The sequence below is a fragment of the Streptomyces sp. NPDC059224 genome (genome assembly GCF_042754285.1).
Classification (GTDB): domain Bacteria; phylum Actinomycetota; class Actinomycetes; order Streptomycetales; family Streptomycetaceae; genus Streptomyces.
The window spans coordinates 412,364-438,504 of the sequence record NZ_JBHZAN010000001.1; the positions used below are offsets into that span (position 1 = coordinate 412,364).

Here is a 26,141-nt window from a genome sequence, read left to right on the forward strand (position 1 = left end):
TCGGGGACGCGGTGCCGGACGCGCGCTCGGTAGGGGCCGGGGTCAGCGGCCGCCGTTGTACGGGCCGTAGGGGCCGTCGCTGCTGCTGCCGCCACCTCGGCGGCGGCCGAAGCCCCCGCCGGAGACCTGCCTGAGGGCGGGGCGCACGTCGACGAAGAAGACGATCGTGGCCACCAGGCCCGCCAGCTGGAGGAAGAGCATGGGCACCAGCAGGTTCACCGCGACCGCGATGCCGAGGATGATCAGCCAGAAGCCCTTGTTCTGCTTGTCCGCGGCCCGGTACGCGTCGTCCCGGAAGAGCGCGGCCATCACCAGCGCCACCACGGCGAGGACCAGCATGGCGAGGTAGAGCAGCCCCAGAAAGCTTGAGAAGCCCTGCATCAGCACAACGTCCACCACCCGTTTCGGCTTGTTCCTACGCGGCCACCGTACCCGCTGGGCCGATCCCGCTACCCCGATAACGGGCCGGACATCCGAGGAGTGCCCGGCCCGTGCGGTTCCCCGCCCCGCCGGTTACTTGGCCGGCGGGGTGGTCTTCTTGACCGGGGTCGCCTTGCGGGGCGCCGGGGCCTTCTTGCCGCCGGCGTTGGCGCCGGCGCCGGCGGTCGGGGCCTTCCTGACCGCGACCGGCTTGGCCTCGGCGGCCTTCGGCCGCTCCGCCTTCTTCTCGTCGGCCTTGACCGCGACCGGCTCGGGCTTGCCCTCGACGGCGATGGCCAGGTCCTCGATCTCCTCGGCCGCGTCGCCGCGCCAGGTCTTCACGGCCTGCTCGCCGTGCTCGGCGACCTTCTCGTAGGTCTCGCGGGCCTTGACTGCGTACTCGGCGGCCACGCCTACCTGGCGCAGGGCGAAGTCCTGGGCGGACTCGCCGAGCTTCTTGAGGTCGCCGTCGAGGGAGACGATGAAGTCGTTGACCCGGGCCTGGAGGCTGGCCTGCGCCTCCCTGGCCTTGGCACCGGCCTCCTTGGCACGGGAGGCGGCCTTCTCCTGCACGGCCTTCGGGTCGGCGTTGCGGACGGCCTCGATGCGGGCCGGGGCCTCGGCGCGCAGCTGCTCGACCAGGCCGGGGACCTTCCTGGCCTGCTGAAGGGCGAGGTCGGCGGTGCCGGCGGCGAAGTAGAACGGGGTCGGGTCACTGAGGGTCTTGCGCAGATCGTCGGTGATGGCCATGGTGATGGTCCTCCCGGATTCAGGTTCGGCTGAGGGTTTTGTGGTCCGCGGCGTGGCGGTCGGCGCGCTTGGCCGGCTCATCCGGCCGTCCGCCCCGGACCGATCTCGCTGCCGGCGTCACTGCCGGTACCGCTGTCGGCGTCACTGCCTATGTCACTGCCTGTGTCACTGCCGGCCTCGCTGCCGTCGCCCCGCCCACCGCCGGCCTCACTGCCGGCGGCACTCGCGCTCTCCTCGCCCGACCCGAAGCCGTTCTCCTTGCGGAACGACTCGTAGATCTGGAGCAGCACCTGCTTCTGCCGCTCGTCGAGAGTGGGGTCGGCGAGGATGACCGCACGGGTCTCCACCTCGTTCAGATCCCGCTCGGCGTCGAGGATGCCGGCGCGGACGTACAGCGTCTCGGCGGAGATCCGCAGGGCTTTCGCGACCTGCTGGAGCACCTCCGCGCTCGGCTTGCGCAGCCCGCGCTCGATCTGGCTCAGGTACGGATTGGACACCCCGGCGGCGTCGGCGAGCTGCCTGAGCGACAGCTGCGCGTTGCGCCGCTGTTCACGCAGATACTCACCGAGATTGCCGACGTTGAGCGATGCCATACCCCCACCCTGCCTCATCCTCGCTAACAATTGCAAGCACCCGCTTGCAAAAGTGTGCCGCGTGTCGCCCCGCCGGTCCCGGGGCGAGAGGACCTGCCCGTCGACCTGTCCCGCTGAAGGCGGGCCAGTCTCGGTCTGTCCGAGTCGTCTGGTCCTGCGTCCCGGTCGACCTGGGCCCTCTACCGATCCGTCTCGCTCTTTCCGGCCACCGCCGTGCCCGGTCCCTACGGTCGTCGTACCTGGTCAGCGCGAGTGGGGGTGGCTGGTGGGGCCTGTACGCATGAGGCCCCTGCCGGATATGACCGACCGCGAGTACTTCGCCGGCGTCGGCCGACGTCCCGGCATGTTCGTCGGCGAGACCTCCTTCCACATGCTGACCGCGTTCCTGACCGGTTATGACCAGCACGCTCTCCGGCACGGTGGACCCGGGCTCACGGGCTGGCACGAGTGGCTCGCGGCCCGTCGCGGCCGCGGCTGCAACCACGCCTGGCCTGGCCAGGTCTTCCACATCGCCCTCCCGAACGGCTGGGACGACTTCTGGAATCTTCCGCCCGAGGACGAACAGCACGCGATCAAGGTCCTGTTCGAGCTCGTCGAGGAGTTCGCTGCCGAGCGCGCGGCAGCGCAGGACTCACAGACCTCGGGTGGGGTGAGACGCCGCGCGGAACCGCGTCCCACTCAGGACGAACCACTGCCGGTCAATACCTCGTCATGGTTCACCTCGACGGAGACGGGACCCCCGTCGTCTGAGTAGCAGAGCTCATGCGGGCCGTGGAGCCGGCTGACAGGCTCCGTTTCATGACGAGGGGCCGAGGGACGCTGACGGCGCTGCATCTCTTCCAGGTCTGGGCGGCGATGACGGCCACGGTGCCGACGCTCGGCTTCGCGCTGGTGCTGACGGGCTGGGGCGGCGGCACCGGGGCGGCCCTGCTGGTTCTCGCGCTGGGCGCGCCGCTGCTGGTGGGCCTGCTGGCCCTCGTGGGCACCTCGGCCAGGACCCTGGTGCCGCTGTGCGGCTCGGTGGGCGGGCGGCTCGGCTGGGCGGCCCTGGTCTTCACCCTCGGCACCCTGGGCGTGCTGGCGGGTGTCGCCGCCTACAGCGGGGACGTCGGGCTGGGGAGTGCCGGGGCCCGGGTCGCGCTGACGGGGGTGCCGTACGCCGTCGCCGCCGCGCTCCTCGTGCCGGGCCGGTGGTGGGTGCGGCTGGGCGCGGTGGCCGTGCTGGCGGCCGGTGTCGGCTACGGGGGCTTCGTCGGCCCGGCGCAGGCGGAGCGGCACCGGCAGACGGCGGAGACCGCGCGCTACCGGGAGCATGCGGAGCTGCTGTATCTGGGCGCTCCGCCGCCCGGAATGCGGGTGGCCGACGCCCGGGTCGGGGCCGCCTACTTCACTGTCGCGTACCGCGCCGTACGGGAGGGGTACGACCTCTCCTACGCGGGGCTCACCGTGCGGCCGGCGCGCTCCCCGGCACCCCGGTGCCCCGAGCCCGCGCGGAAGGCCGTGACCTGCACCGTGGACGCGCACGGCGAGATGCGCACGGTCGAGCGCATCACCGGCGGGGTCCGCGCCGTCACCCTCACCCGCCGGCACGGCGACACCGAGGTCGAGATCAGCAGCCAGTCCGTCGACGAGGCCGGCCTGCGGCACGTCCTGGACACCCTGCATCCGCTGTCGGACACGGAACTGGAGAAGCTGATGCGCGAGAAGGCGATCACCCAGGGCTACTGAGCCGTGCCGCTCTCACCGCCGCCCCCGGTTCCTCCCCCGAGCACGCTCTGGCAGGACGCCCAGGCAGGCCGGCTCAGCAGGGGGCGGAAACGGGTGAACAGGGCGAGGAGATCCGGACCCCACGTCTCGCGGAAGGACGGGTCCACGCCGGCGAGGTCGAGTTCGTTGGCGGCCGTCAGCTCGGCGAAGTCCCGGCGGGGCCCCGGATCCGGAACACGGGTGCGGCCGGTGAACCGGTCGTGGACCGGAGCGTCGGCGTCCGGGAACGCCGGGTACGTGGCTTTCCGGTCGCAGGAGCCGTAGAGGTACACGAGGGCTTCGGCCTCCGTGCCGATCACCGCGGCGAGTTCGGCACGACGGCCGACGGGCAACAGCGCCATGGGGAAGCCGTCGGTCCCGTAGAAGGCGTGGCACAGGCCCGCGAGCCGGAGTGCGGGACGGGCACCCCATGCGGCGAGCTGCTCCTCGACGCGTCGCAGATGCGCGAGCAGAGTCCCGCCGGGATGGGCGGTCCCGGCGGCCCCGAGGTCCCGCAGGAGGACGACGGCGGCCCGGCTCGCGGCGACGGGGTCGGGCACGGGCACAGACGCAGGCACAGGCACAGGCACAGGCACGTCGGACACGATCGGGATCCTTGACCGTTCCCCGCCCGACGTCAACCACGCGTCCTCAACAGGGCGTTCTCAACCGCGCGCCCTCAACTGTGCTCTCTCAGCCAGGACTTCAGGGCGTCCAGGTCCACCGGTGTCAGGCCGAACTCGTGGTCCACGCGGTGGAGCAGGGCCGGGCCGCGGTGGTGGGTGGCCACCCAGGCGCGGTCGGCCTCGGTGATCTCGTCATCGATCCAGATGAACGGCCGCTCGCCCGCCCACTCCACCAGCGGCCGCGTCTTCCAGTGCAGCAGGGTGGGCGGCTCGTCCTCGTCCGGCCACTCCACGACGGGCAGTGGGGGCAGTCCCAGCCACGGGGCGACGCAGGCGTTCGCGTCGTCCATCCAGGTGGTGGCCCAGACGAGCTGGCAGCCGAGTGCGGACAGCCGCGGGCCCAGCGCCGGATCGATACGGGTGACCAGCGGGTTCAAGGGCGCGTGGGCGGTCTCGTAGGCCGGGTACCGGTGCCCCTCGGGGGCGCCGAAGGGGATGAGGGTGCCGTCGATGTCCAGGAAGATAAGCATCGGGGACACGTTCCCTCAAAACGGCAGCGGCCTCGCGTGCACCACGTCCAGCCTGGTCACCGCACGGGTCAGGACGACGTACAGCCGGTGCAGCCCGCGTTCCTCGCCCTCCGCCACCGCCGCCGGTTCGACCGCCACCACATGGTCGTACTCCAGGCCCTTGACCAGGCTCGCCGGGACCACGGCCACCCTGGCGCCGAGCTGGTCCGCCTCGGCCGGTTCGATGCCCCCGGCGGTGAGCGCGGCACGTACGTCGGCGACCTGCGCGTCCGCCGCCACGACGCCCACCGATCCCTCGCGGGCCAGAGCCTCCCGCACCGCGGCGACCGTGGCGGCCGGCACGTCCCGCGTCGGACGGATGGTCAGTTCCCCGTCCGCGCGGTGGGAACGGGCCGGGGGCACGTCCGTGTCCAGGCGTGCCAGCAGCCGGTTCGTCAGGTCCACCACCGCCGCCGGAACCCGGAACCCGGTGGTGAGCGGCACGACCGCCGCGTCCGGTTTGCCCAGGTGGCCCAGTACGGTGTCCCAACTCCTTGCGGACCAGGGCGTGGTGGCCTGCGCCAGGTCACCGAGGACGGTGAGCGAGCCGAAGACGGCGCGGCGGGCGATCGCCCGGCACTCCATGGGGGACAGGTCCTGGGCCTCGTCGACGACGATGTGGCCGTAGCCCTCGGGGTGTTCGACGAGTCCGGCGATCTCGTCGAGGAGGACCAGGTCGGCGGCTGACCAGCGGGCGGACTTGTACGAGCGCGGTGGGCGGGGCCAGCGCAGGGCCTGTTGTTCGGCGGGGTCGAGGAGGCCGTCGGCCGCCCGCGCCAGCACCTCGCCGTCCGTGAGGAGTCCGGCCAGCACCTCCTCCGGGCGCACCTTCGGCCAGACGGTGTCCAGGCAGGCGCTCATCGCCCGTGACCGTTCCAGGCGGCGGGTCCAGGCGGCCGGCTGCGGTCCGGCCCGCCGTTCGGCCTGGAGCTGTACGGCCCGCATCGCCCGTCCGCGCACCCGCTCCCGCCCGACGGCGTAGGGCGGTTCCTCGCGCCGTACCGCGGCGACGATCCCGGTCAGCGCGGCGGCGGACACCCGCCAGGTGTAGGTGCCGTCGGAGAGGGAGAGGGGGTGGACGGCCTCCGTGGACACGTGGGCGTACAGGGCGCGGCGCAGGACCTCGGCCATCCGGGGGTCGTGCTTGAGCGCGGCGGCGCGGGCGGAGTCGGCGCCGGTGGCCGGATGGCGGGCGATCTCCTCGTGCAGGGTGGCCTGCCGTACGCCGGTCTCGCCCAGGGCCGGCAGCACCTCGGAGATGTACGACAGAAAGGTGCGGTTGGGGCCGAGGATCAGCAGGCCGGAGCGGCGGATGCGCTGGGGGTGGGTGTACAGGAGGTAGGCGGCGCGGTGCAGGCCGACGGCGGTCTTGCCGGTGCCCGGGGCGCCCTGGACGCAGACGGAGTCGGTGAGGCCGGCGCGCACCAGGTCGTCCTGGTCGGGCTGGATGGTGGCGGCGATGTCCCGCATGGGGCCGACACGAGGCCGTTCGATCTCCCGGGCCAGGAGGGTGCCGGGGGCGGACTCGCCCGTGGCCAGCCGCTCGTCCTCCCATCCGGTGAGGTCGGCGGAGTCGCCGCGGCTGCCCGGGGCCCAGCCGAACCGGCGCCGTACCGCGACGCCCTGGGGTGCGTCGGGGCCGGCCTGGTAGAAGGCCCGGGAGACGGGCGCCCGCCAGTCGACGACCAGGGGCGGGGCGGCCGGCTCCGCGCTGATCCGCAGCCGGCCGATGCGGTAGCTCTGGCCGGCGTGCTCGCCGGAGTCGAAGCGCAGCTTGCCGAAGAACAGCGGGCCCTGGGGCAGCTCGCGCATCTCCTTGGCCCGGCTGCGCAGCCGGTACCCGAGGACTTCGGCGTCGGCACCGGAGGCGGAGACGTCCTCACCGGTGACGACGTGCTCGGCGGCGCCTTCGACCATGCGGGCGAGGGCGGCTCGGCAGGTGTCGTGGTAGGAGCGTTCGCGGTCGAGTTCCTGCTGGGCGGGTTCCTGCTGCATGGAGGACAGCGTAAGCGAGAAAATGCAACCCGGTTAAATTTTTAACCGGGGAGATCCGGAGTCCCCGGCTGTTCCTGAGCCCCCTGGAGATCCCCCAAGGCCCTCTCCAGCCGTCCGAAGGCCCGCTCCGCCGCCAGCACCGCGTCCTCCCGCACCTCCTCGACCCGCTCCCCGGCCACGATCCGCCGCCAGTTGTCCTGCGCGAGGATCCGCTGTACGGCGATGATCTGGCCGGCGGCCAGCCGGGCGTCCAGGGTGCCGCCGAGGGCCTCGGCGAGCGCGGCCTCGGACCGCTCCAGATAGATGTGCTGGCGGGCGACGAGGGTGGCGGTGCTGTTGAGGAGGGTGTGGAAGGCGAGGACCTGGGGGTGGTCGTTGAGCCCGGTGACGGGGTCGTTGCGCCGGAGTCCGTCCAGGAAGCGGGCCCGCAGCGCGCCGACCGGGGACCCGGCCCCCGCGACCAGCCGAGCGGCCTCGGTCTCGTGGTCGGCGATCCGGTGCAGGACCAGGTCCTCCTTGACGGGGAAGTACCGGAACAGCGTCGGCTTGGAGATACCGGCCGCGGCCGCCACCTCGGCGACCGGCACCGCGTCGAACCCCTTCGCCAGGAACAGCCGTACGGCGATGTCCGACACGTCCTCGTACATCCGCCGCTTCTTGCGCTCACGCAGGCCCGTCTCACCCATGGGTCGAGCCTACGCAGCGGCGGTCAGGCGAGGGCGCGGGCGAGGTCTTCCGGGCGCCGGCCCGGCAGGCCCAGGGAACCGGTCGCGGCCGCCAGGGTCATGGCGTACGAGTCCACCGCGCGCCGTACGTTCGGGGCGTCCAGGCCGGCCCCGGTGACCAGGCGGTCCAGGTCGACGTAGGCCGAGCGGACGATCTCGATCCAGCGGTAGACCCGCCAGTCCCGCTCCCAGTCGCGGGTGAACCTCGGCTCCAGCACTCGTTCCCAGCGGCGGAGCATCCGGTCCCGGATCTCCGGCCGGGTCGGGGTCAGGTGCATGTGCCGGACCAGGTCGTAGAGCGGGTCGCCGACCAGGGCCATCTCCCAGTCGATGACGGTCAGGGCGAGCGCGTCGTCACGGCGGACCAGGTTCCAGGGGTTCAGGTCGCCGTGGAGCAGGGCCGGGTCACGGTCGCTCACCCGGTGCCGGGCGAGGATCTCACGCAGCCGGGAGGCATCCGGAAGCCCGAGGAAGCGGGCCAGTTGCTGGGACTCCCTGGGAAGGCTGGCGACCAGGGCGACGAGTTGGTCGCACAGCCAGCCGTAGAAGACGCCCATTTCGTCGGCGACCGGGTCGACCTGCGTGTAGTCGACCCCGGTGAGCGCGGCGAGCTGGTCGACGAGCCCGTCCGCCTCGTGCGGACGCAGGCCGTGCACGGGGTGGTCTGGTCTGCGGCCGAGGTCGCCCGGTCCCTCGTAGGTGTGGATGGCGAAGCGGTCCCGGGAGTAGGCGCACAGGTAGCGCGCCCGGGTCTCCCCCAGGGCCAGCACACGGGGGGCCGCCACCGCGACCCCGGAGCGCTCGATCGCCCGCAGTACGGCGTGCTCACTGAGGTAGCTGCGCTCCAGGCGGCGGAAGTGCGGCACCTTGCGGCGGACCACCACCGGGAAGTCGATGTGGGGCACCCGGATCACCGAGTTGAGGTGCGCGGTGCCCTTGAAGACCTGGCCGGCCGGTGTCGCGCCCTCCAGGAAGAGCGCGGCCCGCACCGCGGAGTGCGGGAAGTCGGGGCGCTCGGGGACCCGCCGGTCCTGCTTCCACTCGATGACGTCGGTGATCCGGCCGCGCGGGGCGGGGCCCTCGGCGGGCGTGGACGCCGCCCAGCGGAACAGGATCCGCTCGATCTCCTGGTCGCCCGGGACCGTACGCAGCCGCAGTGGCTCGGCGGCCGTCTCCAGCGCCTGCCGGACCGCCGCGGTCGCGGCGTCCAGGCTGTTCTGGTCGAAGGACCCTCCGAGGGACCGCGCGGCCCGCATCACGTCCGGGTAGACGGACTGGGCGCGCTCGAAGTCCACGTAGTGCCGCAGGTCCTTGGCCGCCCCCTGGGTGGCGGCAGGCCGCACCGCCCGCATGGCCTCCGTCCACGTGTCGACGACCTCGTCCCACTGCTGGGCCGGGTACTGCATGCGGACCAGATGGGTGGCGAGGTCGTGCAGGGGGTCACCGAAGGTGGCCAGCTCCCAGTCGACGCAGGTGGGGGACGCGTCGCCGGACTCGGACACGATCAGGTTGTCCCGGTGGAGGTCGGCGTGGAGGAGGCTGTACGGACGCCGGGTCATCCAGGGCACCCGGTCGGCGAACCGGAGCAGGGCGTCCTCCGGGATGCCCAGCGCGGCGAACAGCCAGCCGAACGCCGGGCCGTTGGCCTGGCGGATCTGGAGGTCCGCCATCCGGGCCAGGGTCCGCAGGAAGGCCTGGCTGTCCGAGTGGTTCCGGGGCCACATCGACGGCAGCGGCGGCAGCGCGGCACCGCGCACCTGGGTCGTCCCGGCCATCAGCCGGGCCAGGGCCTTCAGCAGCACGGTGTCCACCGGCTTGCCGTTGGCGCAGATGCTGGAGAGCGGAACTCCCTCCACATAGCTGTGGATGGTGAAGCGATTCCCCTCGAAGAGGCACTCGGGAACATTGGGCAGCACGCCCTGCAGCGCACCCAGGATCCGGGCCTCGTTCGCCCACGTCCGGATCACCACGGACAGGGCGTCGGGTCTGCGGACCCGGACGATCACCGCGGTCCCGGGCGCCCGGCGCAGCAGCCGGGCCACCGGCTCGTTCAGCGGAAGGACGTAGTTCTGGTTGTGGAAACCGCTGCTCGCCAGCCCCCGCTCCGCCGCATGCCCCCGGAACGCCTCGTACTCGTCGTCGAAGAGGGGTCTGCCGGCGTCTCTCCCGGTCACGACAGGGGGGACGGGTGGTGCACCCACTGGTCGCTCCGGGGTGGTTCGCGCGTGGTCCGCGGGGATCGAGTAGGGGAAACGGTATTGCCGGGTGACACGTACCACGAGCCGGGGCGCCGCGAAGTGACCCTGACGGGTGGTGGGCACTCAGCTGTACGGTCGCCGGTCGGTACGGTCGCCCGGGGTCGGTTCTGTCACCTTCCCCATTACGCACGAACCCGAGCGGTTGCTCAGTCGACTGCGGCAGAGTAGCGCAGCGGAGTCCTCCTCCGGATCATCTTCGGACGGAGTTCACCCGGCGAGGAGATTCCAGACCGCCTCGAACCATCTGGTGGTGTTGGCGACGAAGGTCGAGCCTGGTGAGGTCGGGTTCGCGTCGCGGACGTGGTGGGTGAGGGAGGCGCCGAAACCCAGGACGTCCACGGACTCGACCTCCGTGCCGTCACCGAGGGTGATCTTGCGCAGAATGGGCTCGTAGAAGCCGTGCAGGACCTCGTCGTGGTTGATGACGTAGAGCTTGAACGTCGGGGTGAGCTCGGCCCGGCGCACCTCCACCTCGACCTCCGGCACCAGTTCGTCGGCGTGCAGCTGTTCGAGGACGGCGAGCAGGGAGTCGGTGTGGACCTTGGTGATGGCGCGCAGCCGCTCCGGCAGCCGCGGATCGTCCTTGTCGTCCCTGGCCCGGGGGTACGGCATGGGGTGCTGCGCGGCCGGCAGGATCATCCGCAGGGCGATCCGCCGGGGTGAGATGTCGCCGGTCCGGATCCGCTCCGCCTGGATGCGGATGTGGGCGTCCATGCTCTCCGAGGTCAGCGTGTAGATGTCCAGTGTGACCTCGTCCTGCTCGAAGGCCTCGCCGATGAGCGGGCCGAGGGTCACCGGGTGGTGCCGGGAGCGGCTGGCCCGAGGGGCGGAGGACTGTATGTGCTGGCGCATCACGACCCGTGAGCGCTTGCCCCGGCCGGACTCGATCCAGCCCTCGCTGCTCAGTTCGCGCAGTGCCCGTCGCACGGTGTCGCGGGCGACCCCGAACTCCCGTGCCAGTGACTCCTGCGACGGCAGGGGGGAGTCGATGGGGTAGGCGCCGTCCGAGAGCCGGACCCGGAGTTCCTCCGAGACCCGCTGAAAGGCTCCGGCGCTGGTCGGCTGTTTCGTCACATCCCGTACGTACCGCTCCGCAACCCCCGGCAAACAACCCCCAGTCAGGCAACTCCTCAGTCAACTTTCGTGTTACTGGATCTAGTTGACCGGGCATCTTTCCCGCAAGTCGTCAACTTCTCAGTCAACTGGTCACCTTGGGAGGTTGACGGAAGGCCGTGAGGCAAGGGGGGTGAAGAGCCGTGACCGTCCGGGTGTTCGGAGTCGACCTGCAGATCGACAACCTCGGTCAACTGGCCTTCTGGGTCACCGGATTACTGGTGTCCCTGACGGCATGGCTGCGCAGGCGCCGACGGTGGGGGCGGGAACTGCCCGCTAGTCCCGCAGCAGCTCCAGCAGCGGCTCCAGCGAGCCGACGACCCGGTCCGCGCCGGCCGCGGTCAAAAGCTTGGCTTTCCGTTCGTTACGCGCGTAGCCCAGGAACGGCACCCCGGCCCTCCGGGCCGCCTCCAGGTCGGAGGGGGAGTCGCCGATCATCAGGGCCGCGGCGGGGGCGGCGCCCATCGCGTTGAGGGCGCGGTTGAGGCAGTGCGGGTCGGGCTTGAGGCGGTGCAGGTCCTGGGTGCGGCCGTAGATGTGCGGGGCGAAGCAGGTGGTGAGGCCGCGGTCGTCGAGGTAGGCGCGGACCACCCGGGGCGAGTTGTTGGTCGTCACCGCCATCCGGACGCCGCCCGCGCGCCAGGTCTGGATGAGGACGTCCGCGTAGGCCGTCGGCATCGCCGTCGCGGTGGCCCGCAGCTCCTCCTTGGTGAGACGTTCCTCCAGCTCGGTCACCAGGTCGCTGCCGGGATGCCTGCGGTCCACGGCACGCAGCACGAGGTGCGGGTCGAGGGAGTCGCGCTCGGTCTCCGTGACCAGGCCGCGCAGGCCCCGGCTCGCCAGCCACTCCACCAGGCCGTCGGCCACGGTCTCCGCCGAGTGCCCGGCGAACAGACGGCAGATCGGGCCGTCGAAGTCCCAGAGGACGACGCGGGCACTTCTGATCAGTTCCGCGAGCCTTTCGGTCTGGTTCTCGCTGTCGGTCGCCACCAGTTCAGTCTGCGTCGCATCAGAAGTCACTAGGAGAGTGTCAGGTCCGTGGTGATGGTTTCCCAGAGGGCGTCGAACCACTTCTGCGATTGCTCCACGAACGCGGCGTCCCGGTGACCTGCCCGCTTCTCGAAGGAGAAGAGCAGGGACTCGGAACCGACGGCGTCGTACATCTCCAGCGTTCCGCTGTCGGTGAGTTCCTCGCGGCGCGTGACCATGTAGTACCCGAACAGCGCCTCCACGCCGTTGAGCAGATACAGCTTGGCCGGCGGGGTGAACGGCAGGGCCCGGAAGGTGACGTTCACGTCGATCTTGTGGGTGGAGCGCAGGGACTGGAGGTTGTACTGGAGGACCTGGCCCTGCGCGTTGCGCATGCCCAGCCAGCGGTTGTGCACGGCGTCGTCGTCGCCCTCGACCGGGACCGGGAACGCGAGGTTGATGTCGCGGCCGGGGAGCAGGACGCGGACGTCGATGCTCTCCGGGTGGATCCGGCCCTCGTGGATCAGGCGCAGGGGCTCGGCGAGCGCGGGGAGCAGGCTCTGGGCGGTGAGGCAGGCGGCGTCGATGCGGACGCGCGGGGCGGCGAACGCCTGCGTCATGCGGGGGCCGAGGCCGACCATCGTCGGCTGGGGCTCGCCGAGCGGCCGGGAAGCCGGCTCGGCGACGCGCGGCGGGCTGCCCTTGGTGACGTTGGTGAGGAGACCGTCGTCCTGCAGGACCCGCAACGCCTGGCGTACGGCAGGGCGCTCCACGCCGAACTCCTCGGCGAGTTCGGCCTGGGTGGGCAGGCGGTCACCGACCTTGAGCTCCCCCTTGCGGATGCGTCCCCGCAGGGTGTCGGCGATCTCCTGAGGTGTGCTGCCGGCGTTCACTGCCACGTTCTCCTGGGTCACGACCAAACGCTACAACTCTGATCCATCTACCGGGAGTTGTTTGAAGATTGGTTATAAGTCATAGCCAACTGGGAACAACTTAATCAGAGTTGGTTACCAACTTGATTAAGTTGGTGGAAGCTTTGCTTCCCGACGATGGGGGAACCGACATGCCCGCCGCTCTCACCCTCTTGTCCGCCGTCTTCGTCGTCGGCTTCGAACAGATGGTCCAGTCGAAGTATGGTGCCACTGGCATTATCGGTCTGCTGTTGCTCACCGTGGGCATCAAGGCCAAGAGTCCTGCGGTCAGCTCTGTCGGCGCGGTCCTGCTCGCCCTGCTGCTCACCGGTCCCGCACTGTGAGAAGAGGCCTCAGGCCGTCAGCTGCAGCTCCGAGCTGATCGTCTCCCACAGGGCGTCGAACCAGCGTGTGGACTGGTCCACGAACGCGGTGTCCCGCAGGCCGGCGCCCTGCTCGAACGCGAAGAGCATCGACCGGGTGCCCTCGGCGTCGTACGTCTGCAGGTGCTCGTGGCCGATCTCCCGCTCGTGGCGCCCCAGCGTGTAGTACGCGAACAGCGCCTCCACCCCGTTGAGCAGGTACAGCTTGACCGGCGGGGTGAACGGCAGGGCCCGGAAGGTGACCCGGACGTCGATGCCGTGCGTGGCGCGCAGCGCCAGCAGGTTGTGCCGCAGCACCTGGCCCTGGGCGTTGCGCTGGGCCAGCCAGCGGTTGTGCACCGCGTCCTCGGCGGAGGCGTCCAGCGCTGTCGGGAACGCGAGGTCGATGTTCCGGCCCGGCAGCAGCACCCGCACGTCGATCTTGGCCGGTTCCAGGCGCCCCGCGTGGATGAGCCGCAGCGGCTCGCCGAGCGCGAGGTTGAGGGAGACCGAGGTCAGGCAGAGCGCGTCGATCTCCACCTCGGGGGCCGCGAAGGCCGCCTCTATCCGGGAGGCGAGGGCCACCATGGTGGGCTGCGGCGACGCCTCCGGGCCGACGGCCAACCGGACAGGGCCCGGATCAGGGGCGACCGTCGCCGGTGCGCCCTTCGACACGTTGGTGAGCAGGCGCTCCGACTGCAGGATGCGCAGCGCCTGCCGTACGGCTCCCCGCTCGACGCCGAACTCGTCGGCCAGCTTGGCCTGTGTGGGCATGCGCTGGCCCGGCCGCAGCACCCCTGACCTGATCCGGGTGCGCAGTACGTCGGCCACCGCATGGTGGGACACCTGAGGCCGCTGTGACCTCTCCCGCCCATTGGCGGAGGCGTGTTCCGGCTCCACGGACAAACAGTACAACTTCCCGCCATCTTTCGGCAGTTCACGGGAAGGTGGTTATGAGTCGCTTCCAAGCGGAGATAAGTAAAGTGGAGTTGGCCGCCAACTTCAGCAACATGGTCATACTTCATCGGTGGTTGGCCAACAGGGTTCCCTTCCGGAGGGGAGCCGGGAGCCCGGTCAACCAGGGCAGCCACCGAGGCGCACGACCACCGCACCGCACCTGAGCACAGTCACAACTGAACACCGACAACCGAACACCGCCGGACCCGCACAGCCACAACTTCACAGCTCGAACGGCTCGCTACGGATGAGCACATCGGAACAACTGAACAAGGTGATTCAGGCACTGCCACCGCGCGGAAGGAGACCGTCTCAGAAGATGTCCGGGCACCAAGGCCGCCCGGGCGTGCGCAACAGGGCGTCGGCCTTCCGGACGGCGCCCACTCGCGTTTCCCGGACCCGGCCGAGGGCGTGCAGCCGCGCCACGGACTGGTCGCCGAGCCAGACGGCCGCCAACTCGGCGACGTCGAGGACGAGCTCCGGGTCCTCGGCGGTCGGGGCACAGGTCGCCCGGCCGGCCGACGCCGCCAGCCGGAACCGGCCGCCGGCCAGTCCCTGCCGGTCCACCACCTCGAGGACCAGCGCCCCTTCCGCGTCGTACGTCCGCGCCTCCAGGGCCCGTACGACGTCCAGGATCCGCACCCACAGCCAGTCCGCCTGCGAGGTGATCCGCGCGGCGCGCGGGTCGGGGAGGTAGTGCGGCAGCAGGTCGTCCGGCGACCGCCAGCCGCTCTTCACCCTGGTGATCCAGTCGATCGAACACAGGTAGTGCCACAGGGCGCGCTCGGCCGCGGGCGTGGCGCCGAGCAGCCATTTCACCGTCGCCGTCTCGTCCGGCTGCTTGCCGTGCCAGGTGTCGTCCGCCGTGTACGCCACCAGCCCCTCGACAGCACCGTCCGCCGACCGGTAGGCCGCGTGGAACGGCTCGGTCCAGTCGGTTTCGAAGCGGACCGCGCCGGTGCGCAGCTGCCACCACAGCTCGCTGCGGCTGACCGCCCCGGGCGTGCCCCGGCGGACCCGTTCGTGCAGCTCGGGGCCGAGCTTGCGGACGTCCTCGGCATCGAGGAGGTCGATCCGGGCGCCGTCCTCGGGGGCCGACCAGCGGGGGTCCAGGCCGGTGCGCCCGACCTCGACCGTCCACTCCGTCAGCGTGGTCGCCGGACCGAAGCCGTAACGGCCGTAGATCGGGTACTCGGCGGCGATCAGGGTCGCGACCACGTCTCCGCGTTCCTTCGCCGCGGCGAGGTCCTTGCTCATCATGCGGGTGAGCAGGCCGCGGCGGCGGTGGGTGGGCGAGACCGTGACGCTGGAGATGGCGTCGGCGGGGACGGTAGCTCCGCCGACGGCGGTGAGCTCCTGGTCGAAGGAGCGGAACGTGGCCACGCAGCGGGAGCCGTCGAAGGCACCGAGCAGCCTGCCCGGCACGAACTGCTTCCGCCGGGCTTCGAGTTGGTCGGCCGTGAGGGTGGGCTGCTGAAGGAAGCCGGTGTTCAGGGCGCGGTGCCAGTCCTCCAGCTCGGGTTCGGTCACGGGGCGGACTTCGACGGCGTCGGTCATGACAGCACGGTAGGTGTTCGGCCGGGGTGCTGCCGATCTAATTTCCAGGAGCCGGGCCCTACGTCAGCAGATCGTCGACCTGGGCCTCGCCCTCCCGGTAGCGCCTGGCGATCTCGCCGCTCGAGTCGTCCGCCGTTCGTTGCAGGCGCTGCCGCCGCCTCGACACCTCCTGCTCGTAGCGGACCAGGCGGCCCATCGCCGTCGTCAACTCCGTGTCCGTGCGCGCCTGGAGGTCGGAGAGTTCCACCTCCGCCAGCATGTCGGCGGCCAGCCGGCCGTACTCCTCGTTGTGCGGGGTGCCCAGGGTGACGTGCCGGGCCGAGGAGCGGTGCCGGGCCGGGGCGTCGGTCAGGATCTCCGGGAGGCGGTCCACGACGGCCGCCGCGCCCGCCGGGGAGCGGCGGGCCAGTTCCGCCCGCAGGATGTCGATACGGCCCTGGAGCAGCCGTCGGACATAGCTGAGGTCCGCCTCGTCGCGTTGCGCGTCCCGGCGCAGGACGCGCAGTTCGGGCAGGCTCAGGCAGGCCAGGTCGTGCTCCGGCGGCTCCGCGGGCAGTGCGATGCCCTCGCCGCGTTGTGCGGGCGGCCGGGGCAGGCTCTGCGTGCCCTGCGTCTTCAGTCGCCCGGTACTCGGTGTGCTCATACGCCTCTACCGTCCCCTCGACCGGTCTGTGGAAGCATGGTGCCACCCCAAGTGGCCGCAATGTGACCGAGTGCCCCCGAACGGCCGTAGATGTGAAGTTAAGGATCCATAATGGACCCCCCGTGGAGGCCTGCGGGGCACCGGGCATGATGGTCCGCATGCGAGCTGTGGTTCAGCGGGTGGACGGCGCCAGTGTGGTCGTGGACGGCGAGACGGTCGGCGCGATCGAGGGCGAGGGGCTGTGCGTGCTGGTGGGCGTGACCCACGACGACACCAAGGAGAAGGCGGCCCAGCTGGCCCGGAAACTCTGGTCGCTCCGGATGCTGGCCGAGGAACGGTCGTGCAGTGACATCGACGCGCCGCTGCTGGTGATCAGCCAGTTCACGCTGTACGGCGATGCCCGCAAGGGGCGGCGGCCCACGTGGAACGCGGCGGCGCCGGGCGACGTGGCCGAACCGCTGGTCGAGGAGGTCGTCGCGCAGTTGCGGGCGCTCGGGGCGACCGTGGCGACCGGGCGGTTCGGGGCGCAGATGCGGGTGTCGCTGACGAACGACGGGCCGTTCACCGTCCTGCTGGAGATGTGAGCGGTTCCCGGCAGTCACGGGCCGGGCCGGCCATGCCGGGTTCCTCCGCCGTGCCGAGCGCGCTCCTGGCCAGGTCGTGGGCGGTGGCCCGGGCGGCCGCCGCCAGGGCGAGCAGGCCGCCGCCGGTCCGCAGGGCGGCGCCGCAGCTTTCGGCGAGGAGCCCGCGTTCTCATCCGCGTTGCAGGTGAACCTCTGGCCTTGGCGAAGTCCTTCAGGGCCTGCTGCTGCACATCCGCGTTCCGCGAATCCAGCCACCACGTTCACTCCCGGCAGGCACGCAGCGCCTCGGCGGACTCTTCGGGTTTCGCCACCGGCGCCGCGCCGCCGAGGGCACGCCGCTCGTCGGGGCGAACGCGTGCACACCGTATCCACCTGGTCGCCGCCCGTTGCCCGTCAGGGGGCGTCAACGGCACGTCTCGAAGCGTACGTGCGGAGATTCACCGCTGGTGGACCGGTCCCCGCAGCGGGCCTACGGTTCGACGATCACTTCCTGCGCGGCCGCCGTGTCCCCCGCGACCAGCCGGGCGTCCACCGGGACGTTGCGCTTGACGAGTGCCAGGGCCACCGGACCCAGTTCGTGGTGGCGTGCGGACGTGGTCACGAAGCCGATTCTGCGGCCGTCCTCGCCGTCGTCCGCCAGCCGGATCTCCGTGCCGTGCGGCGGCAGGTGCACATCGCTGCCGTCCAGGTGCAGGAAGACCAGGCGGCGCGGCGGCTTGCCGAGGTTCTGCACCCGGGCCACGGTCTCCTGGCCCCGGTAGCAGCCCTTCTGCAGATGAACCGCGGTACCGATCCAGCCCAGCTCGTGCGGGATGGTGCGGTGGTCGGTCTCGAAACCGAGGCGGGGACGGTGGTTCTCCACCCGGAAGGCCTCGTAGGCGAGGAGGCCGGCCGCCGGGCCCGCCGTCGCCGCGTACGACTCCAGGTCCGCGCGGGGCAGGAAGAGATCACGGCCGTACGCCGTCTCGCGGACGACGGCTCCCTCCGGGGGCTCGGCGATCGAGCCGGCCGGGAGGTGCACCACGGCGAACTCGGCGGTCCGGTCGGCGACTTCCACCCGGTAGAAGAACTTCATCGACTCCAGGTAGGCGATCAGCGCCTCCGCGGTGCCGGGCTCCACGTGGGCCCAGACCGTGGTGCCGTCGTCGACCAGGTACAGCGCGTGTTCGATGTGGCCGTGCGCGGAGAGGACCAGCGCCTCGGTGGCCTCGCCGACGGGCAGCTCACTGACGTGCTGGGTGAGCAGGAGGTGCAGCCAGCTCAGCCGGTCCGCACCGGTGACGGCCACCACTCCCCGATGGGAGAGGTCGACGAAACCGGCGCCGTCGGCGAGGGCGCGCTGCTCGCGGAACAGGTCGCCGTAGTGGGCGGCGACGCCTTCGTCCACGCCCTCGGCGGGCACGGCGCCGGGCAGGGTCAGCAGGGGGCTCTTCATGGGAGTAAGCCTACGACTCGGTAATTGAAGTCTGGACGGTTGCGGCCTTGGCTCTCTTGCGGGCGCAGTCCTGGCAGCGGCCGAAGATCGCGAAGTGCTTCATGTCGGTCTCGAAGCCGAAATCCCGCCGCAGCTTGGCGGTGAACTCCGCGGCGACCGTCACGTCCGCCTCGATCACGTTCTCGCAGTCGCGGCAGACGAGGTGGATGTGATGGTGCCGGTCGGCGAGGTGGTACGTCGGCGCCCCGTGCCCGAGGTGGGCATGGCTGACCAGCCCCAGCTCCTCCAGGAGCTCCAGGGTCCGGTAGACCGTGGAGATGTTGACCCCCGACGCGGTTCTCCTCACCTCACCGAGGATCGCGTCGGGGGTCGCGTGCTCAAGGGTGTCCACGGCTTCGAGCACGAGTTGCCGCTGCGGCGTCAGCCGGTAGCCGCGCTGCCTTAGGTCGCTCTTCCAGTCGGTGCTCACCACACCGAAAGTCTAGGACCACTCGGCCGTGACCACTTGGCGACTACTTGAAGAAGGCGATGCCGTCGTCCGGCATGTCGCTGGGGAGGGCCTTGGCCCAGCGCTCGACTTCCTCGGGCGTGACGACCTTCTTCAGGTGCGCGGACATGTACGGGCGCAGCTCGACCTCGGGGGTCTGCTTCTCGCCCACCCACATCAGGTCGCTCTTGACGTAGCCGTACAGACGCTTGCCACCGCTGTACGGAGCGGAGGCGGCGGTGCGGGCCACGGCGTCCGTGACCAGGTCGATCTGGGGCTTCTTGTCGGCCATCTCGCCGTACCAGATCTCGATCACACCGTCGTCGCGGGTCATGGTGACCTCGACCCTGCGGTTGGCGTCGATGCGCCAGAAGCCGTGCTCGGTCTCCAGCGAGCGCACCTTGTTCCCGTCGTTGTCCAGCACCCAGGTCTGGGAGTGGTACTCCAGGAAGTCACGCCCGTCGTGGCTGAAGGTGGCCTCCTGGCCGAAGTTGCACTTCTCCGAACCCGGGAAGTCGTGGACGCCCGCACCGGCCCACTTGCCCAGCAGGAAGGCGAGCGGTACCAGGTCCTTGTGCAGGTCGGACGGAATCTCGATCATGACGGCGGTTCCTAGGCGGTGGGGATCAGCGCTGGCCCTGGTACAGCTTCTTCACGGTCAGTCCGGCGAAGGCGATGACGCCGACGCAGACCAGGACCAACAGGGTTTCGAAGAAGATCTCCACAGGTGCTCCTTGAGCGAGGGTGGGCATACGTACAAGAGCCGGGCCCCAGCTTACGCGGCCGGGGCCCAGGACTCCTGGCGAGGTACACCCCCCGGGCTCAGGACAGCAGCTCGCTCTGCAGGGTGACCGTCTGCTCGAAGGGGACGGCGAGCGCGCCGCCCTTCCGGGACTGGACGATCACACCGACGGTGTCGCCGGTGGCCAGGTAGGCCTGCCGGACCTGCGCGGCGCCGTACGGCTTCAGTTCCGTGTACGGGACCATCAGGACGTCGTCGCTGCGGGCCTTGCCGGGGAACTTCTGGTCGAGTTCGTACTGGTCGCCGTCGCGCAGTGCGTAGGCGGGCGACGAGTAGCTCATGAACTGGTGGTTGAGCAGATCCTCCGCGACGGCGGCCGTGTCGAACTGGAGGAGGTAGATCCGGGTGTGCGTGCCGTCGGTGGTGGTCCAGCCGCGTGCGGTGATGTGCCGCAGGCCGTGGTCGACGAGCTTCTGGCGCAGTCCGACGCGGTCGGCCGCGGTGAACTCCGCGAGGAACGTGCTGGTCGGCAGCCAGCCGTCGGCCCCCTTGAGCGCCGTGTCGGCGGTGGCGCCGGCCGGCGCCGGGAGGACCAGTTTCCGCAGGTCGGCGAAGTGGCTCCCGGCCGGGTTACGGACGTCGTCGTTCGGCCCCGGCTTCCCGGGCGGGAGCGGCGGCCGTACCAGGGTGGGGTACGTCCAGCGCCCGTCGGAGTGGCTGCCGAGCCCGGGCACATCGGTCCGGTCGGCCTTCGTGACGCCGTAGGCCGTCCCGGCCCCGACGACCGCGAAGGCGGCGACGGCACAGACCCAGCGGAGCGTGGCCCGCAGCACGCGCCGGTCCTTCTTCGGGGGCGGGGGCGGGACCTCGCCGGGGCCCTGGAGGTCTTCGAGGTCTTCGGGGACCTCCGGCCGGTTCGTGTCCGTGGTCATACCGTCGCCCCCGGCTCCTTGATGCGGTCGAGCTGTGCGCGGAGCATGCCGGCCGCGCTCTCCTTGTCCAGCGGCTTGCCCCCGGTCGCCGTGGCGGTGACCAGGATGTCGCCCACGTAGCCGGTGCAGAACATCGAGTCGAGCTTCTCGTCCGAGTCCGTCGGCGGCAGGAAGCAGGAGGTCGAGTCCTTGTACCCCTTGACCTCCGGGCCCTTCCGGAACACCTTGAGCGCGTCGAGGAGCTCCTGCTGGACGGTCGCCATGGACCGGACCGTCCGCTGGTTCCCCATCCGGGCCAGCACGATCTCCATCGTGTACTGGTGGCCGGACGTCCCGGCCGTGTTCACGTAGCTGCGCATCGCCATGCCCTTGACCGGGTTCCGGTCGAGCTGCCGCTCCAGCGCCTGCCGCTGCGAACGCGGCAGGTCCTTGATCGACTGCTCGCGCAGCAGGGTCGCCTGCCTGCCGGACAGTGCGACGTCCGACCCGAACTCGGCCGTGTCCGGACCCCGCTGGTAGGTGTCGGTGTCGTACGGCAGCAGCATCCCCTGAAGGCCGCCGGGGCCGGCCGCCTTGCTGTCCTTGACGGCCTTCGGCATGCTCCACAGGGGAGCACCGGGGTCACGGTCGGCGCCCCGGACGGTGACGACGGTGCCGGCGATCCCGGCCAGCACCGCGGCGGCCAGGACACCGGCGCCGACCACTTGGGCGATACGGCGCCGGCCACGCGTCCGCGTCTCCGCACCCGCGGGCACCACATCATCGGCGACGCCCGCACCGACGACACCCGGCTCGGCAACCGCCGCGTCGACGGCACTCGGCTCCGCGGCACCCACGTCCGTGGCACCCGGCGCCGGGGCGGCTGTGAGGGCGGGGAGTTCGGGTGATTCCGGGTTCTCGGTCACAATCGCTCCATCTGCCGCTTCGCCAGATCCAGCACCTTCGTCCTCGGGATCGGCTTCGTGTCGTAGATCCAGATCTCCATGGCGATGTCCCCGCGCCACGCGTACGCCTCGGCGGAGTACTGGCTCACGCCGTGGAAGACGTCGGGCTTCCCGTGGACGTATGCCCTGCCGTCACCCGTGCCGGGGATCGGCCAGCTGTCGGTCTCATCGGCCTGGTCGGCGAAGTAGTACGCGTCGTCCGCCGCGTCGGCGGCCTCCGTACCCGTCTCCTCCTGGCGGTACTGGGCCAGCCGGATCTCGACGTCGAGGTCGCCGTTCTCCCGCCAGTCGGTGACGGCCGCCCGGCGGAACTCCCTCGTGCCGACCAGGTTGCGGAAGGCTTCGGCCGGGTATTCGTACGTCTCCGCAAACTCACCCGCGTCCATCCACCCGTCGCTGCCCGACGGGTCCTGCCACGCGCGGGCCCCGTTCGGCCTGCTCAGCAGCAGCTTGCGCAGGTCGCCGTCGACCTTGACCTTCCGGTCCTGGGCCGCCGACAGCGGCTCGGGGCCCGCGCCCTCGGCCTGCGCGACGGACGGCTGGGAGAGCGGCGGCAGGGCGGTGGGCTCGCGGCCGGCCTGGACCAGGTAGCCGACGCAGGTGCCGGCCACGACTCCGAGCACGGCGGCGGTGGCGATCAGTGCGCCGGTACGACGGCGCCCTCGCGGTCTTTCGGGTGGTGTGTCTGGCGCGTCCAACGGACCCCCTGGGGAGACGGGAGCGCGGATTCCTTGATCCGCGCGTCACAGGAGACCCGTGGCCCACTCACTGAGTTGTACAACGATGAATCACGATCAGGACACCGCCGCGAGCCAGGCGGCAGCCGCCGCCATGAGCAGCAGCGTGCCGTTGAGGGCGACCTGACGGTCTCCCATCCGCAGGTGCACCCGGATCGCGCCGACTTGCAGAACGACGAACCCGATCGCGGCGGCCACGGCCGTCCAGGGGGCGACGCCGGTCAGCCGCGGGAGCACAAGGCCCAGCGCGCCGAGCAGCTCCACGGCCCCGAGCGCCCGCACGGCCGGCATCGGGATGCCGTCCACCCACGCCATCAGCGGCCGCAGCCGCTCCCGGCTCCGGACGGCCTTCAGCCCGCCCGCGTAGAGGTAGAAGAGGGCGAGCAGTCCGGCGACCGTCCAGTAGGCGGCGCTCATGAGGCGGGCTCGGTGGCGTAACGGCTCATCACCTCGGCGTTCGCCCCCGGGGTCATCGGCTCTCCGGACGCGTACAGGTCCCGCAGCTCCCGGAAGTACCCCACGTACAGGTCGGGGGTGAACGTACTGAGCATGACCGCCGGTGCGTCGGTGACCTTGGCGAAGGTGTGCGGGGCTCCGGCCGGCACCATCACCAGGGTGCCCGCGGTGGCGTCGTGCTCGTCCTCCCCGACCGTGAACCGCACGGAACCGGAGACGACGTAGAAGCCCTCGTCGTGCCCGGCATGCCGGTGCTGCGGCGGCCCGGGGGTGTGCGGCGCGAGCACGGACTCGGCGACGCCGAGCCGGTGGCCGGTGGTACGGCCGTCCTCCAGCACCCGCATCCGTGTGGTGCCTAGGACGAGCACCTCGCCGTCGTCCGGGCCGACGACGGACACGGCGGGATCATCGCGGTGGTCGTGAATCGTCATGCCCCGATTCGACGGCCGGGACCGTACGGCTGTCCAAGACCTGTTCCGCCCCCGCGATACCCGATCGGTATCGTGGCTGCATGGAGCGGATCGAGCTACGGACCCTGCGCTATTTCGTGGCCGTCGCGGAGGAACTCCACTTCGGCCGGGCCGCCGCACGGCTCCATATGAGCCAGCCCCCGCTGAGCCGTGCGATCAAGGGGCTGGAGGGCGAGGTCGGCGCGGCCCTCTTCGAGCGGTCCCCGGCCGGTGTCAGTCTCACGCCCGTCGGAGCCGTGCTCCTCGACGAGGCCCGCGCGCTCCTCGACCAGGCAGACAGGCTGCGGGTGCGGGTCGCCACCGCGACGGGTGCCGCCACGCTCACCGTCGGCCTCCTCGGCGACAGCACGGATCCCGGGGTACACCGGCTCGCCCGCGCCTACCGCGACCGCCACCCCGGCGTCGGGATCCGCATCCGCGAGACCGACCTCACCGACCCCACCTGCGGACTGCACGCCGGACTCGTGGACATCGCCCTCACCCGCGGCCCCTTCGACGAGACGGGCCTGGTGGTGCGGGAGCTGCGGGCCGACCCGGTGGGCGCGCTGCTCCGCGCCGACGATCCGCTGGCCCGCCGGGAGAGCCTGACGCTGGCCGACCTCGCCGAACGGCAGTGGTTCCGGTTCCCGGAGGGCACGGACGGCCGCTGGCAGTCGTACTGGAACGGCGGGGTGGTGCGGGAGGGGCCGGTGGTGCGGGCGATCCAGGAGTGCCGGCAGGCGGTGCTGTGGAACGGCACGGTGGGCATGACGACGACGGGTCACGAGCCGGGCGCCGGGCTGGTGACAGTGCCTGTCGTGGACATGCGGCCGAGCCGGGTGGTGGTGGCATGGGTCGCGGGAGACGCCAATCCTCTGCTACGGCCGTTCGTTCAGGTGGCGATCGACGCCTACCGCGACCACGACCTGGGGGATATCCCCCGCCCGGATCCTGGGGTGGACCGGATCGCGCCCCGGCCGGGGCGAAAATAGCGTTCGGCCATGATGCCGACTCCGCGAAGGCTCCTCGCCCTGGCCCTCGGTGCCGCCGCCCTGCTCTCCTCCGGGGTGGCCGCCGCCTCATCCCCCAGGGACTCCTTGCAGCGGGACACCGAGGCGATCCACGCCCTCGGCGTCAGCGGTGTGCAGGCCCGCGTGACCGCGCCCGACGGCCGGCAGTCGGTCGCCACCAGCGGCACCGCCGATCTGGACACCGGACGCCCCGTCCCCGCCGACGGCTACTTCCGCATGGCCAGCACGGCCAAGACGCTGGTCGCCACCGTGGTCCTCCAGCTGGAGGCCGAGGGCAGGCTGTCCCTGGACGACACGGTCGACCACTGGCTGCCGCACGTCGTCCGGGAGAACGGGAACGACGGCCGCCGGATCACCGTCCGGCAACTGCTCCAGCACACCAGCGGCATCCATGACGACCTGCCCGGATACACCACGCCGGAGGAGTACTACCAGCAGCGCCACGACGTCCACGGCCTCCGCCAGCTCGTCGCCCGTGCCGTGGCCCACGCGCCGGACTTCCCGCCCGGCGAGGGCTGGGCGTACTCCAACACCGGGTACGTCCTGCTCGCCCTGATCGTCCAGGAGGCCACCGGCCACCCCGCCCACCAGCAGATCGAGGACCGCGTCCTACGCCCGCTCGGCCTCGACCGGACCCGGTGGCTGGGCACCTCGCCGGCGCTTCCCCGGCCGCACGCCCAGGCCTACCAGTACTTCGGCCCCGGCTCCCGGGTGGACGTCACCGACCAGATCCCGGTGGACCCCGAGAACCTCTCCTGGGTCACGACCACCCGTGACGAGAACCGTCTCCTCCGCGCGCTGCTCGCGAGCCGCCTGCTCCCGGCGCGCCAGCTGGCCGAGATGAAGCGGACGGTTCCCGTGAGCGCGGAGGTCCAGCAGCTGTGGCCCGGCGGCCGATACGGACTCGGCCTGGTCGAACGGCCGCTGAGCTGCGGCGGAAGCTACTGGAGCCACGAGGGCGGGGACGGCGGCTACATCACCCTCAACGGCGTCACCGGCGACGGCAGGCGCAGCGCGGTGGTCTCCATGTCCGAGGCCCGCGGCGACCCCCCGGACCACATCCTGGCCCAGGAGAACGCGGCGAGCGCCCTCATCGACCACGCGCTGTGCGGGTGACTCCGCCGACGAAGGCCGACCAGGCACGGGCCCCGAAGACCAGCGCACCGCGCTCGGGGGCCTTGCTGTCACGGACGGGGACGAGGGAGACGAGGGAGGGGTGACCGGCGGCGACTTCGAGGCAGTTGCCGCCGTCGGTGTTGCTGTAGCTGCTCTTGCGCCATGTCACGCTGCTCAAGTCGATGACTCGCACGGCAGTTCCTCCAACATCCGCAATATGAAGGTCCGTGACTCGGCCGGGCTCAGCGCCAGGTCACGTACCGCATCATAGGTGCGATGCAGGCGTTCAACCCTGCTTGTTTCTTCGACCAGTTCGCCCCGTACGTCGTTTTCGGCATAGACGACGGTGCGGCCGTCGGCAAGACGCAGAAACATCGCGTCGGTGTTCACCAGGCCGTGCAGTCCGGTACCGAACGGCAGCACGTGAAGGGTGATGTTGGGCCGCTCGGCCACCTCCACCAGATGCTCCAACTGCTCCCGCCAACCCTGCCGGTCGCGAAGCGAGTTACGCAGCACCGCCTCGGCGAGGATGACTCGGAACGGCGGAGGGTCGTCCCCCTCCAGCACGCTCTGCCGCCCAATGCGTGCGCCAACCTGTTGCTCAAGGTCCTCGTCTTTCAGACCACCGGCCATGAGCGCCTCCCGGACGCACCCTGGCGTTTGAAGCAACCCGGGCGGCATGCTCACGGAGTACTGCCACAAACCGACCGCCTCGGCCTCCAGCACCATGTACCGCCGGTACTGCTCCTTGAACTGCGAAGGATCCCCGACCGCCAGTTCCCACAGGGCCAGCAACAGCCCCGGCGCCCCGTAGTACTGGTCCAGCGCCTCGACGATCTCCGGGCTTCCCAGGCTCCGGCCGCTCTCCATCTTGCCGAAGTTGGAGGCGTCCCAGCCCAGTTCCCCGGCCAGCTCCCTCAGGCTCACTGCCCGCTCGGCCCTCAGGTGCCGCAACTCCTCCGCGAACCGTTGCCTGGGCTCCTGACTACGCCCCGTCACCACCCGCCTCTGCGGCACCGCACCCCTCCCTGGTA

At 71.1% G+C, this 26,141-nt stretch carries 30 protein-coding genes; 6 read left to right on the forward strand and 24 right to left on the reverse strand.

Annotation, left to right across the window (positions count from 1 at the left end; genetic code table 11):
• Nucleotides 1-42 precede the first annotated feature (42 nt).
• From ACFXI4_RS01910 to ACFXI4_RS01920, 3 genes are all read right to left on the reverse strand, one after another.
• Nucleotides 43-381, reverse strand: coding sequence for a DUF2516 family protein (locus ACFXI4_RS01910; protein ID WP_384987262.1), 339 nt, complete (start codon nt 379-381; stop codon nt 43-45).
• A gap of 132 nt (nt 382-513) precedes the next feature.
• Nucleotides 514-1,170: a hypothetical protein gene (locus ACFXI4_RS01915; protein ID WP_384987264.1), complete on the reverse strand. Its 657-nt coding sequence runs from the start codon at nt 1,168-1,170 to the stop codon at nt 514-516.
• A gap of 77 nt (nt 1,171-1,247) precedes the next feature.
• A complete protein-coding gene (locus ACFXI4_RS01920) occupies nt 1,248-1,763 on the reverse strand; it encodes a helix-turn-helix domain-containing protein (RefSeq protein WP_362713490.1) in 516 nt (171 codons plus the stop codon).
• A gap of 298 nt (nt 1,764-2,061) precedes the next feature.
• Here ACFXI4_RS01920 and ACFXI4_RS01925 point away from each other — a divergent pair, with 298 nt between their 5' ends.
• Together ACFXI4_RS01925 and ACFXI4_RS01930 are read left to right on the forward strand one after the other, a co-directional pair.
• Entirely contained in the window at nt 2,062-2,517 is a 456-nt protein-coding gene (locus ACFXI4_RS01925; RefSeq protein WP_384987266.1) for a hypothetical protein, read from the forward strand.
• 44 nt (nt 2,518-2,561) lie between these two features.
• The gene (locus tag ACFXI4_RS01930) at nt 2,562-3,491 is read left to right on the forward strand and encodes a hypothetical protein (protein WP_384987268.1); all 930 of its coding nucleotides are present in this window, start codon (nt 2,562-2,564) and stop codon (nt 3,489-3,491) included.
• On the opposite strand, the gene ACFXI4_RS01935 is transcribed toward ACFXI4_RS01930, so the two are convergent.
• The 8 genes from ACFXI4_RS01935 to ACFXI4_RS01970 form a co-directional block, all read right to left on the reverse strand.
• The gene (locus tag ACFXI4_RS01935) at nt 3,485-4,069 is read right to left on the reverse strand and encodes a DUF6817 domain-containing protein (protein WP_384987270.1); all 585 of its coding nucleotides are present in this window, start codon (nt 4,067-4,069) and stop codon (nt 3,485-3,487) included. The genes ACFXI4_RS01930 and ACFXI4_RS01935 overlap by 7 nt on opposite strands.
• 119 nt (nt 4,070-4,188) lie before the next feature.
• Nucleotides 4,189-4,665, reverse strand: a complete 477-nt coding sequence (locus ACFXI4_RS01940) for an HAD domain-containing protein (protein WP_362713498.1) — start codon at nt 4,663-4,665, stop codon at nt 4,189-4,191.
• A gap of 15 nt (nt 4,666-4,680) precedes the next feature.
• On the reverse strand, nt 4,681-6,699 hold the full coding sequence (locus tag ACFXI4_RS01945) for a HelD family protein (protein ID WP_384987272.1): 2,019 nt from the start codon (nt 6,697-6,699) through the stop codon (nt 4,681-4,683).
• A 41-nt stretch (nt 6,700-6,740) separates the two neighbouring features.
• Nucleotides 6,741-7,385, reverse strand: coding sequence for a TetR/AcrR family transcriptional regulator (locus ACFXI4_RS01950; RefSeq protein ID WP_384987274.1), 645 nt, complete (start codon nt 7,383-7,385; stop codon nt 6,741-6,743).
• A 23-nt stretch (nt 7,386-7,408) separates the two neighbouring features.
• Entirely contained in the window at nt 7,409-9,598 is a 2,190-nt protein-coding gene (locus ACFXI4_RS01955; protein WP_384987276.1) for a phosphotransferase, read from the reverse strand.
• Between the two features lie 291 nt (nt 9,599-9,889).
• The gene (locus ACFXI4_RS01960; RefSeq protein WP_362713506.1) at nt 9,890-10,756 is read right to left on the reverse strand and encodes a winged helix-turn-helix domain-containing protein; all 867 of its coding nucleotides are present in this window, start codon (nt 10,754-10,756) and stop codon (nt 9,890-9,892) included.
• A gap of 315 nt (nt 10,757-11,071) precedes the next feature.
• The gene (locus ACFXI4_RS01965) at nt 11,072-11,785 is read right to left on the reverse strand and encodes an HAD family hydrolase (RefSeq protein ID WP_384987278.1); all 714 of its coding nucleotides are present in this window, start codon (nt 11,783-11,785) and stop codon (nt 11,072-11,074) included.
• Nucleotides 11,786-11,814: 29 nt separating this feature from the next.
• A complete protein-coding gene (locus tag ACFXI4_RS01970; RefSeq protein WP_362713510.1) occupies nt 11,815-12,684 on the reverse strand; it encodes a GntR family transcriptional regulator in 870 nt (289 codons plus the stop codon).
• A 143-nt stretch (nt 12,685-12,827) separates the two neighbouring features.
• Between ACFXI4_RS01970 and ACFXI4_RS01975 the strand changes: the two genes are divergently transcribed.
• Complete coding sequence (locus ACFXI4_RS01975) at nt 12,828-13,019, forward strand: hypothetical protein (protein WP_362713512.1); 192 nt, start codon at nt 12,828-12,830, stop codon at nt 13,017-13,019.
• 9 nt (nt 13,020-13,028) lie between these two features.
• On the opposite strand, the gene ACFXI4_RS01980 is transcribed toward ACFXI4_RS01975, so the two are convergent.
• The 3 genes from ACFXI4_RS01980 to ACFXI4_RS01990 all read right to left on the reverse strand — a co-directional run bounded on the left by ACFXI4_RS01980 (nt 13,029) and on the right by ACFXI4_RS01990 (nt 16,194).
• Nucleotides 13,029-13,943 carry a winged helix-turn-helix domain-containing protein gene (locus ACFXI4_RS01980; RefSeq protein WP_384987280.1) on the reverse strand — a complete coding sequence of 305 codons (915 nt, stop codon included), beginning with the start codon at nt 13,941-13,943 and terminating at the stop codon, nt 13,029-13,031.
• A 363-nt stretch (nt 13,944-14,306) separates the two neighbouring features.
• Nucleotides 14,307-15,551, reverse strand: coding sequence for a GNAT family N-acetyltransferase (locus ACFXI4_RS01985; protein WP_384987282.1), 1,245 nt, complete (start codon nt 15,549-15,551; stop codon nt 14,307-14,309).
• Nucleotides 15,552-15,609: 58 nt separating this feature from the next.
• Entirely contained in the window at nt 15,610-16,194 is a 585-nt protein-coding gene (locus ACFXI4_RS01990; RefSeq protein ID WP_384987284.1) for an aerial mycelium formation protein, read from the reverse strand.
• 158 nt (nt 16,195-16,352) lie between these two features.
• On the opposite strand from ACFXI4_RS01990, the gene dtd reads away from it, so the two are divergent.
• A complete protein-coding gene (gene dtd, locus ACFXI4_RS01995; RefSeq protein ID WP_362713520.1) occupies nt 16,353-16,778 on the forward strand; it encodes a D-aminoacyl-tRNA deacylase in 426 nt (141 codons plus the stop codon).
• 469 nt (nt 16,779-17,247) lie between these two features.
• Here the strand turns inward: dtd and ACFXI4_RS02000 are convergent, their stop codons facing one another.
• The 8 genes from ACFXI4_RS02000 to ACFXI4_RS02035 form a co-directional block, all read right to left on the reverse strand.
• Entirely contained in the window at nt 17,248-18,213 is a 966-nt protein-coding gene (locus tag ACFXI4_RS02000) for a YgfZ/GcvT domain-containing protein (RefSeq protein WP_384987287.1), read from the reverse strand.
• A 10-nt stretch (nt 18,214-18,223) separates the two neighbouring features.
• Entirely contained in the window at nt 18,224-18,685 is a 462-nt protein-coding gene (locus tag ACFXI4_RS02005; protein ID WP_362713526.1) for a transcriptional repressor, read from the reverse strand.
• Nucleotides 18,686-18,725: 40 nt separating this feature from the next.
• On the reverse strand, nt 18,726-19,301 hold the full coding sequence (locus ACFXI4_RS02010; protein WP_362713528.1) for an FABP family protein: 576 nt from the start codon (nt 19,299-19,301) through the stop codon (nt 18,726-18,728).
• 221 nt (nt 19,302-19,522) lie between these two features.
• Nucleotides 19,523-20,374 (reverse strand): hypothetical protein, encoded by an 852-nt coding sequence (locus ACFXI4_RS02015; protein ID WP_384987290.1) that lies wholly within the window; start codon nt 20,372-20,374, stop codon nt 19,523-19,525.
• Nucleotides 20,371-21,279, reverse strand: coding sequence for a hypothetical protein (locus tag ACFXI4_RS02020; protein ID WP_384987292.1), 909 nt, complete (start codon nt 21,277-21,279; stop codon nt 20,371-20,373). Before ACFXI4_RS02020 ends, ACFXI4_RS02015 begins: the two co-directional genes overlap by 4 nt.
• Nucleotides 21,276-21,929, reverse strand: coding sequence for a hypothetical protein (locus ACFXI4_RS02025; protein WP_384987294.1), 654 nt, complete (start codon nt 21,927-21,929; stop codon nt 21,276-21,278). The genes ACFXI4_RS02020 and ACFXI4_RS02025 overlap by 4 nt, the downstream gene beginning before the upstream one ends.
• 183 nt (nt 21,930-22,112) lie before the next feature.
• Complete coding sequence (locus tag ACFXI4_RS02030; RefSeq protein ID WP_384987296.1) at nt 22,113-22,472, reverse strand: DoxX family protein; 360 nt, start codon at nt 22,470-22,472, stop codon at nt 22,113-22,115.
• Complete coding sequence (locus ACFXI4_RS02035; protein WP_384987297.1) at nt 22,469-22,942, reverse strand: cupin domain-containing protein; 474 nt, start codon at nt 22,940-22,942, stop codon at nt 22,469-22,471. Before ACFXI4_RS02035 ends, ACFXI4_RS02030 begins: the two co-directional genes overlap by 4 nt.
• A gap of 89 nt (nt 22,943-23,031) precedes the next feature.
• Here ACFXI4_RS02035 and ACFXI4_RS02040 point away from each other — a divergent pair, with 89 nt between their 5' ends.
• Together ACFXI4_RS02040 and ACFXI4_RS02045 are read left to right on the forward strand one after the other, a co-directional pair.
• Entirely contained in the window at nt 23,032-23,952 is a 921-nt protein-coding gene (locus ACFXI4_RS02040) for a LysR substrate-binding domain-containing protein (protein WP_384987426.1), read from the forward strand.
• 9 nt (nt 23,953-23,961) lie between these two features.
• Nucleotides 23,962-25,107 (forward strand): serine hydrolase domain-containing protein, encoded by a 1,146-nt coding sequence (locus ACFXI4_RS02045; RefSeq protein WP_384987299.1) that lies wholly within the window; start codon nt 23,962-23,964, stop codon nt 25,105-25,107.
• Here the strand turns inward: ACFXI4_RS02045 and ACFXI4_RS02050 are convergent.
• Both ACFXI4_RS02050 and ACFXI4_RS02055 read right to left on the reverse strand, forming a co-directional pair.
• Entirely contained in the window at nt 25,082-25,300 is a 219-nt protein-coding gene (locus tag ACFXI4_RS02050; RefSeq protein ID WP_362713542.1) for a DUF397 domain-containing protein, read from the reverse strand. The two genes, ACFXI4_RS02045 and ACFXI4_RS02050, sit on opposite strands and share 26 nt — an antisense overlap.
• Nucleotides 25,282-26,124, reverse strand: a complete 843-nt coding sequence (locus ACFXI4_RS02055; RefSeq protein WP_362713544.1) for a helix-turn-helix transcriptional regulator — start codon at nt 26,122-26,124, stop codon at nt 25,282-25,284. The genes ACFXI4_RS02050 and ACFXI4_RS02055 overlap by 19 nt, the downstream gene beginning before the upstream one ends.
• Between the last annotated feature and the right edge of the window lie 17 nt (nt 26,125-26,141).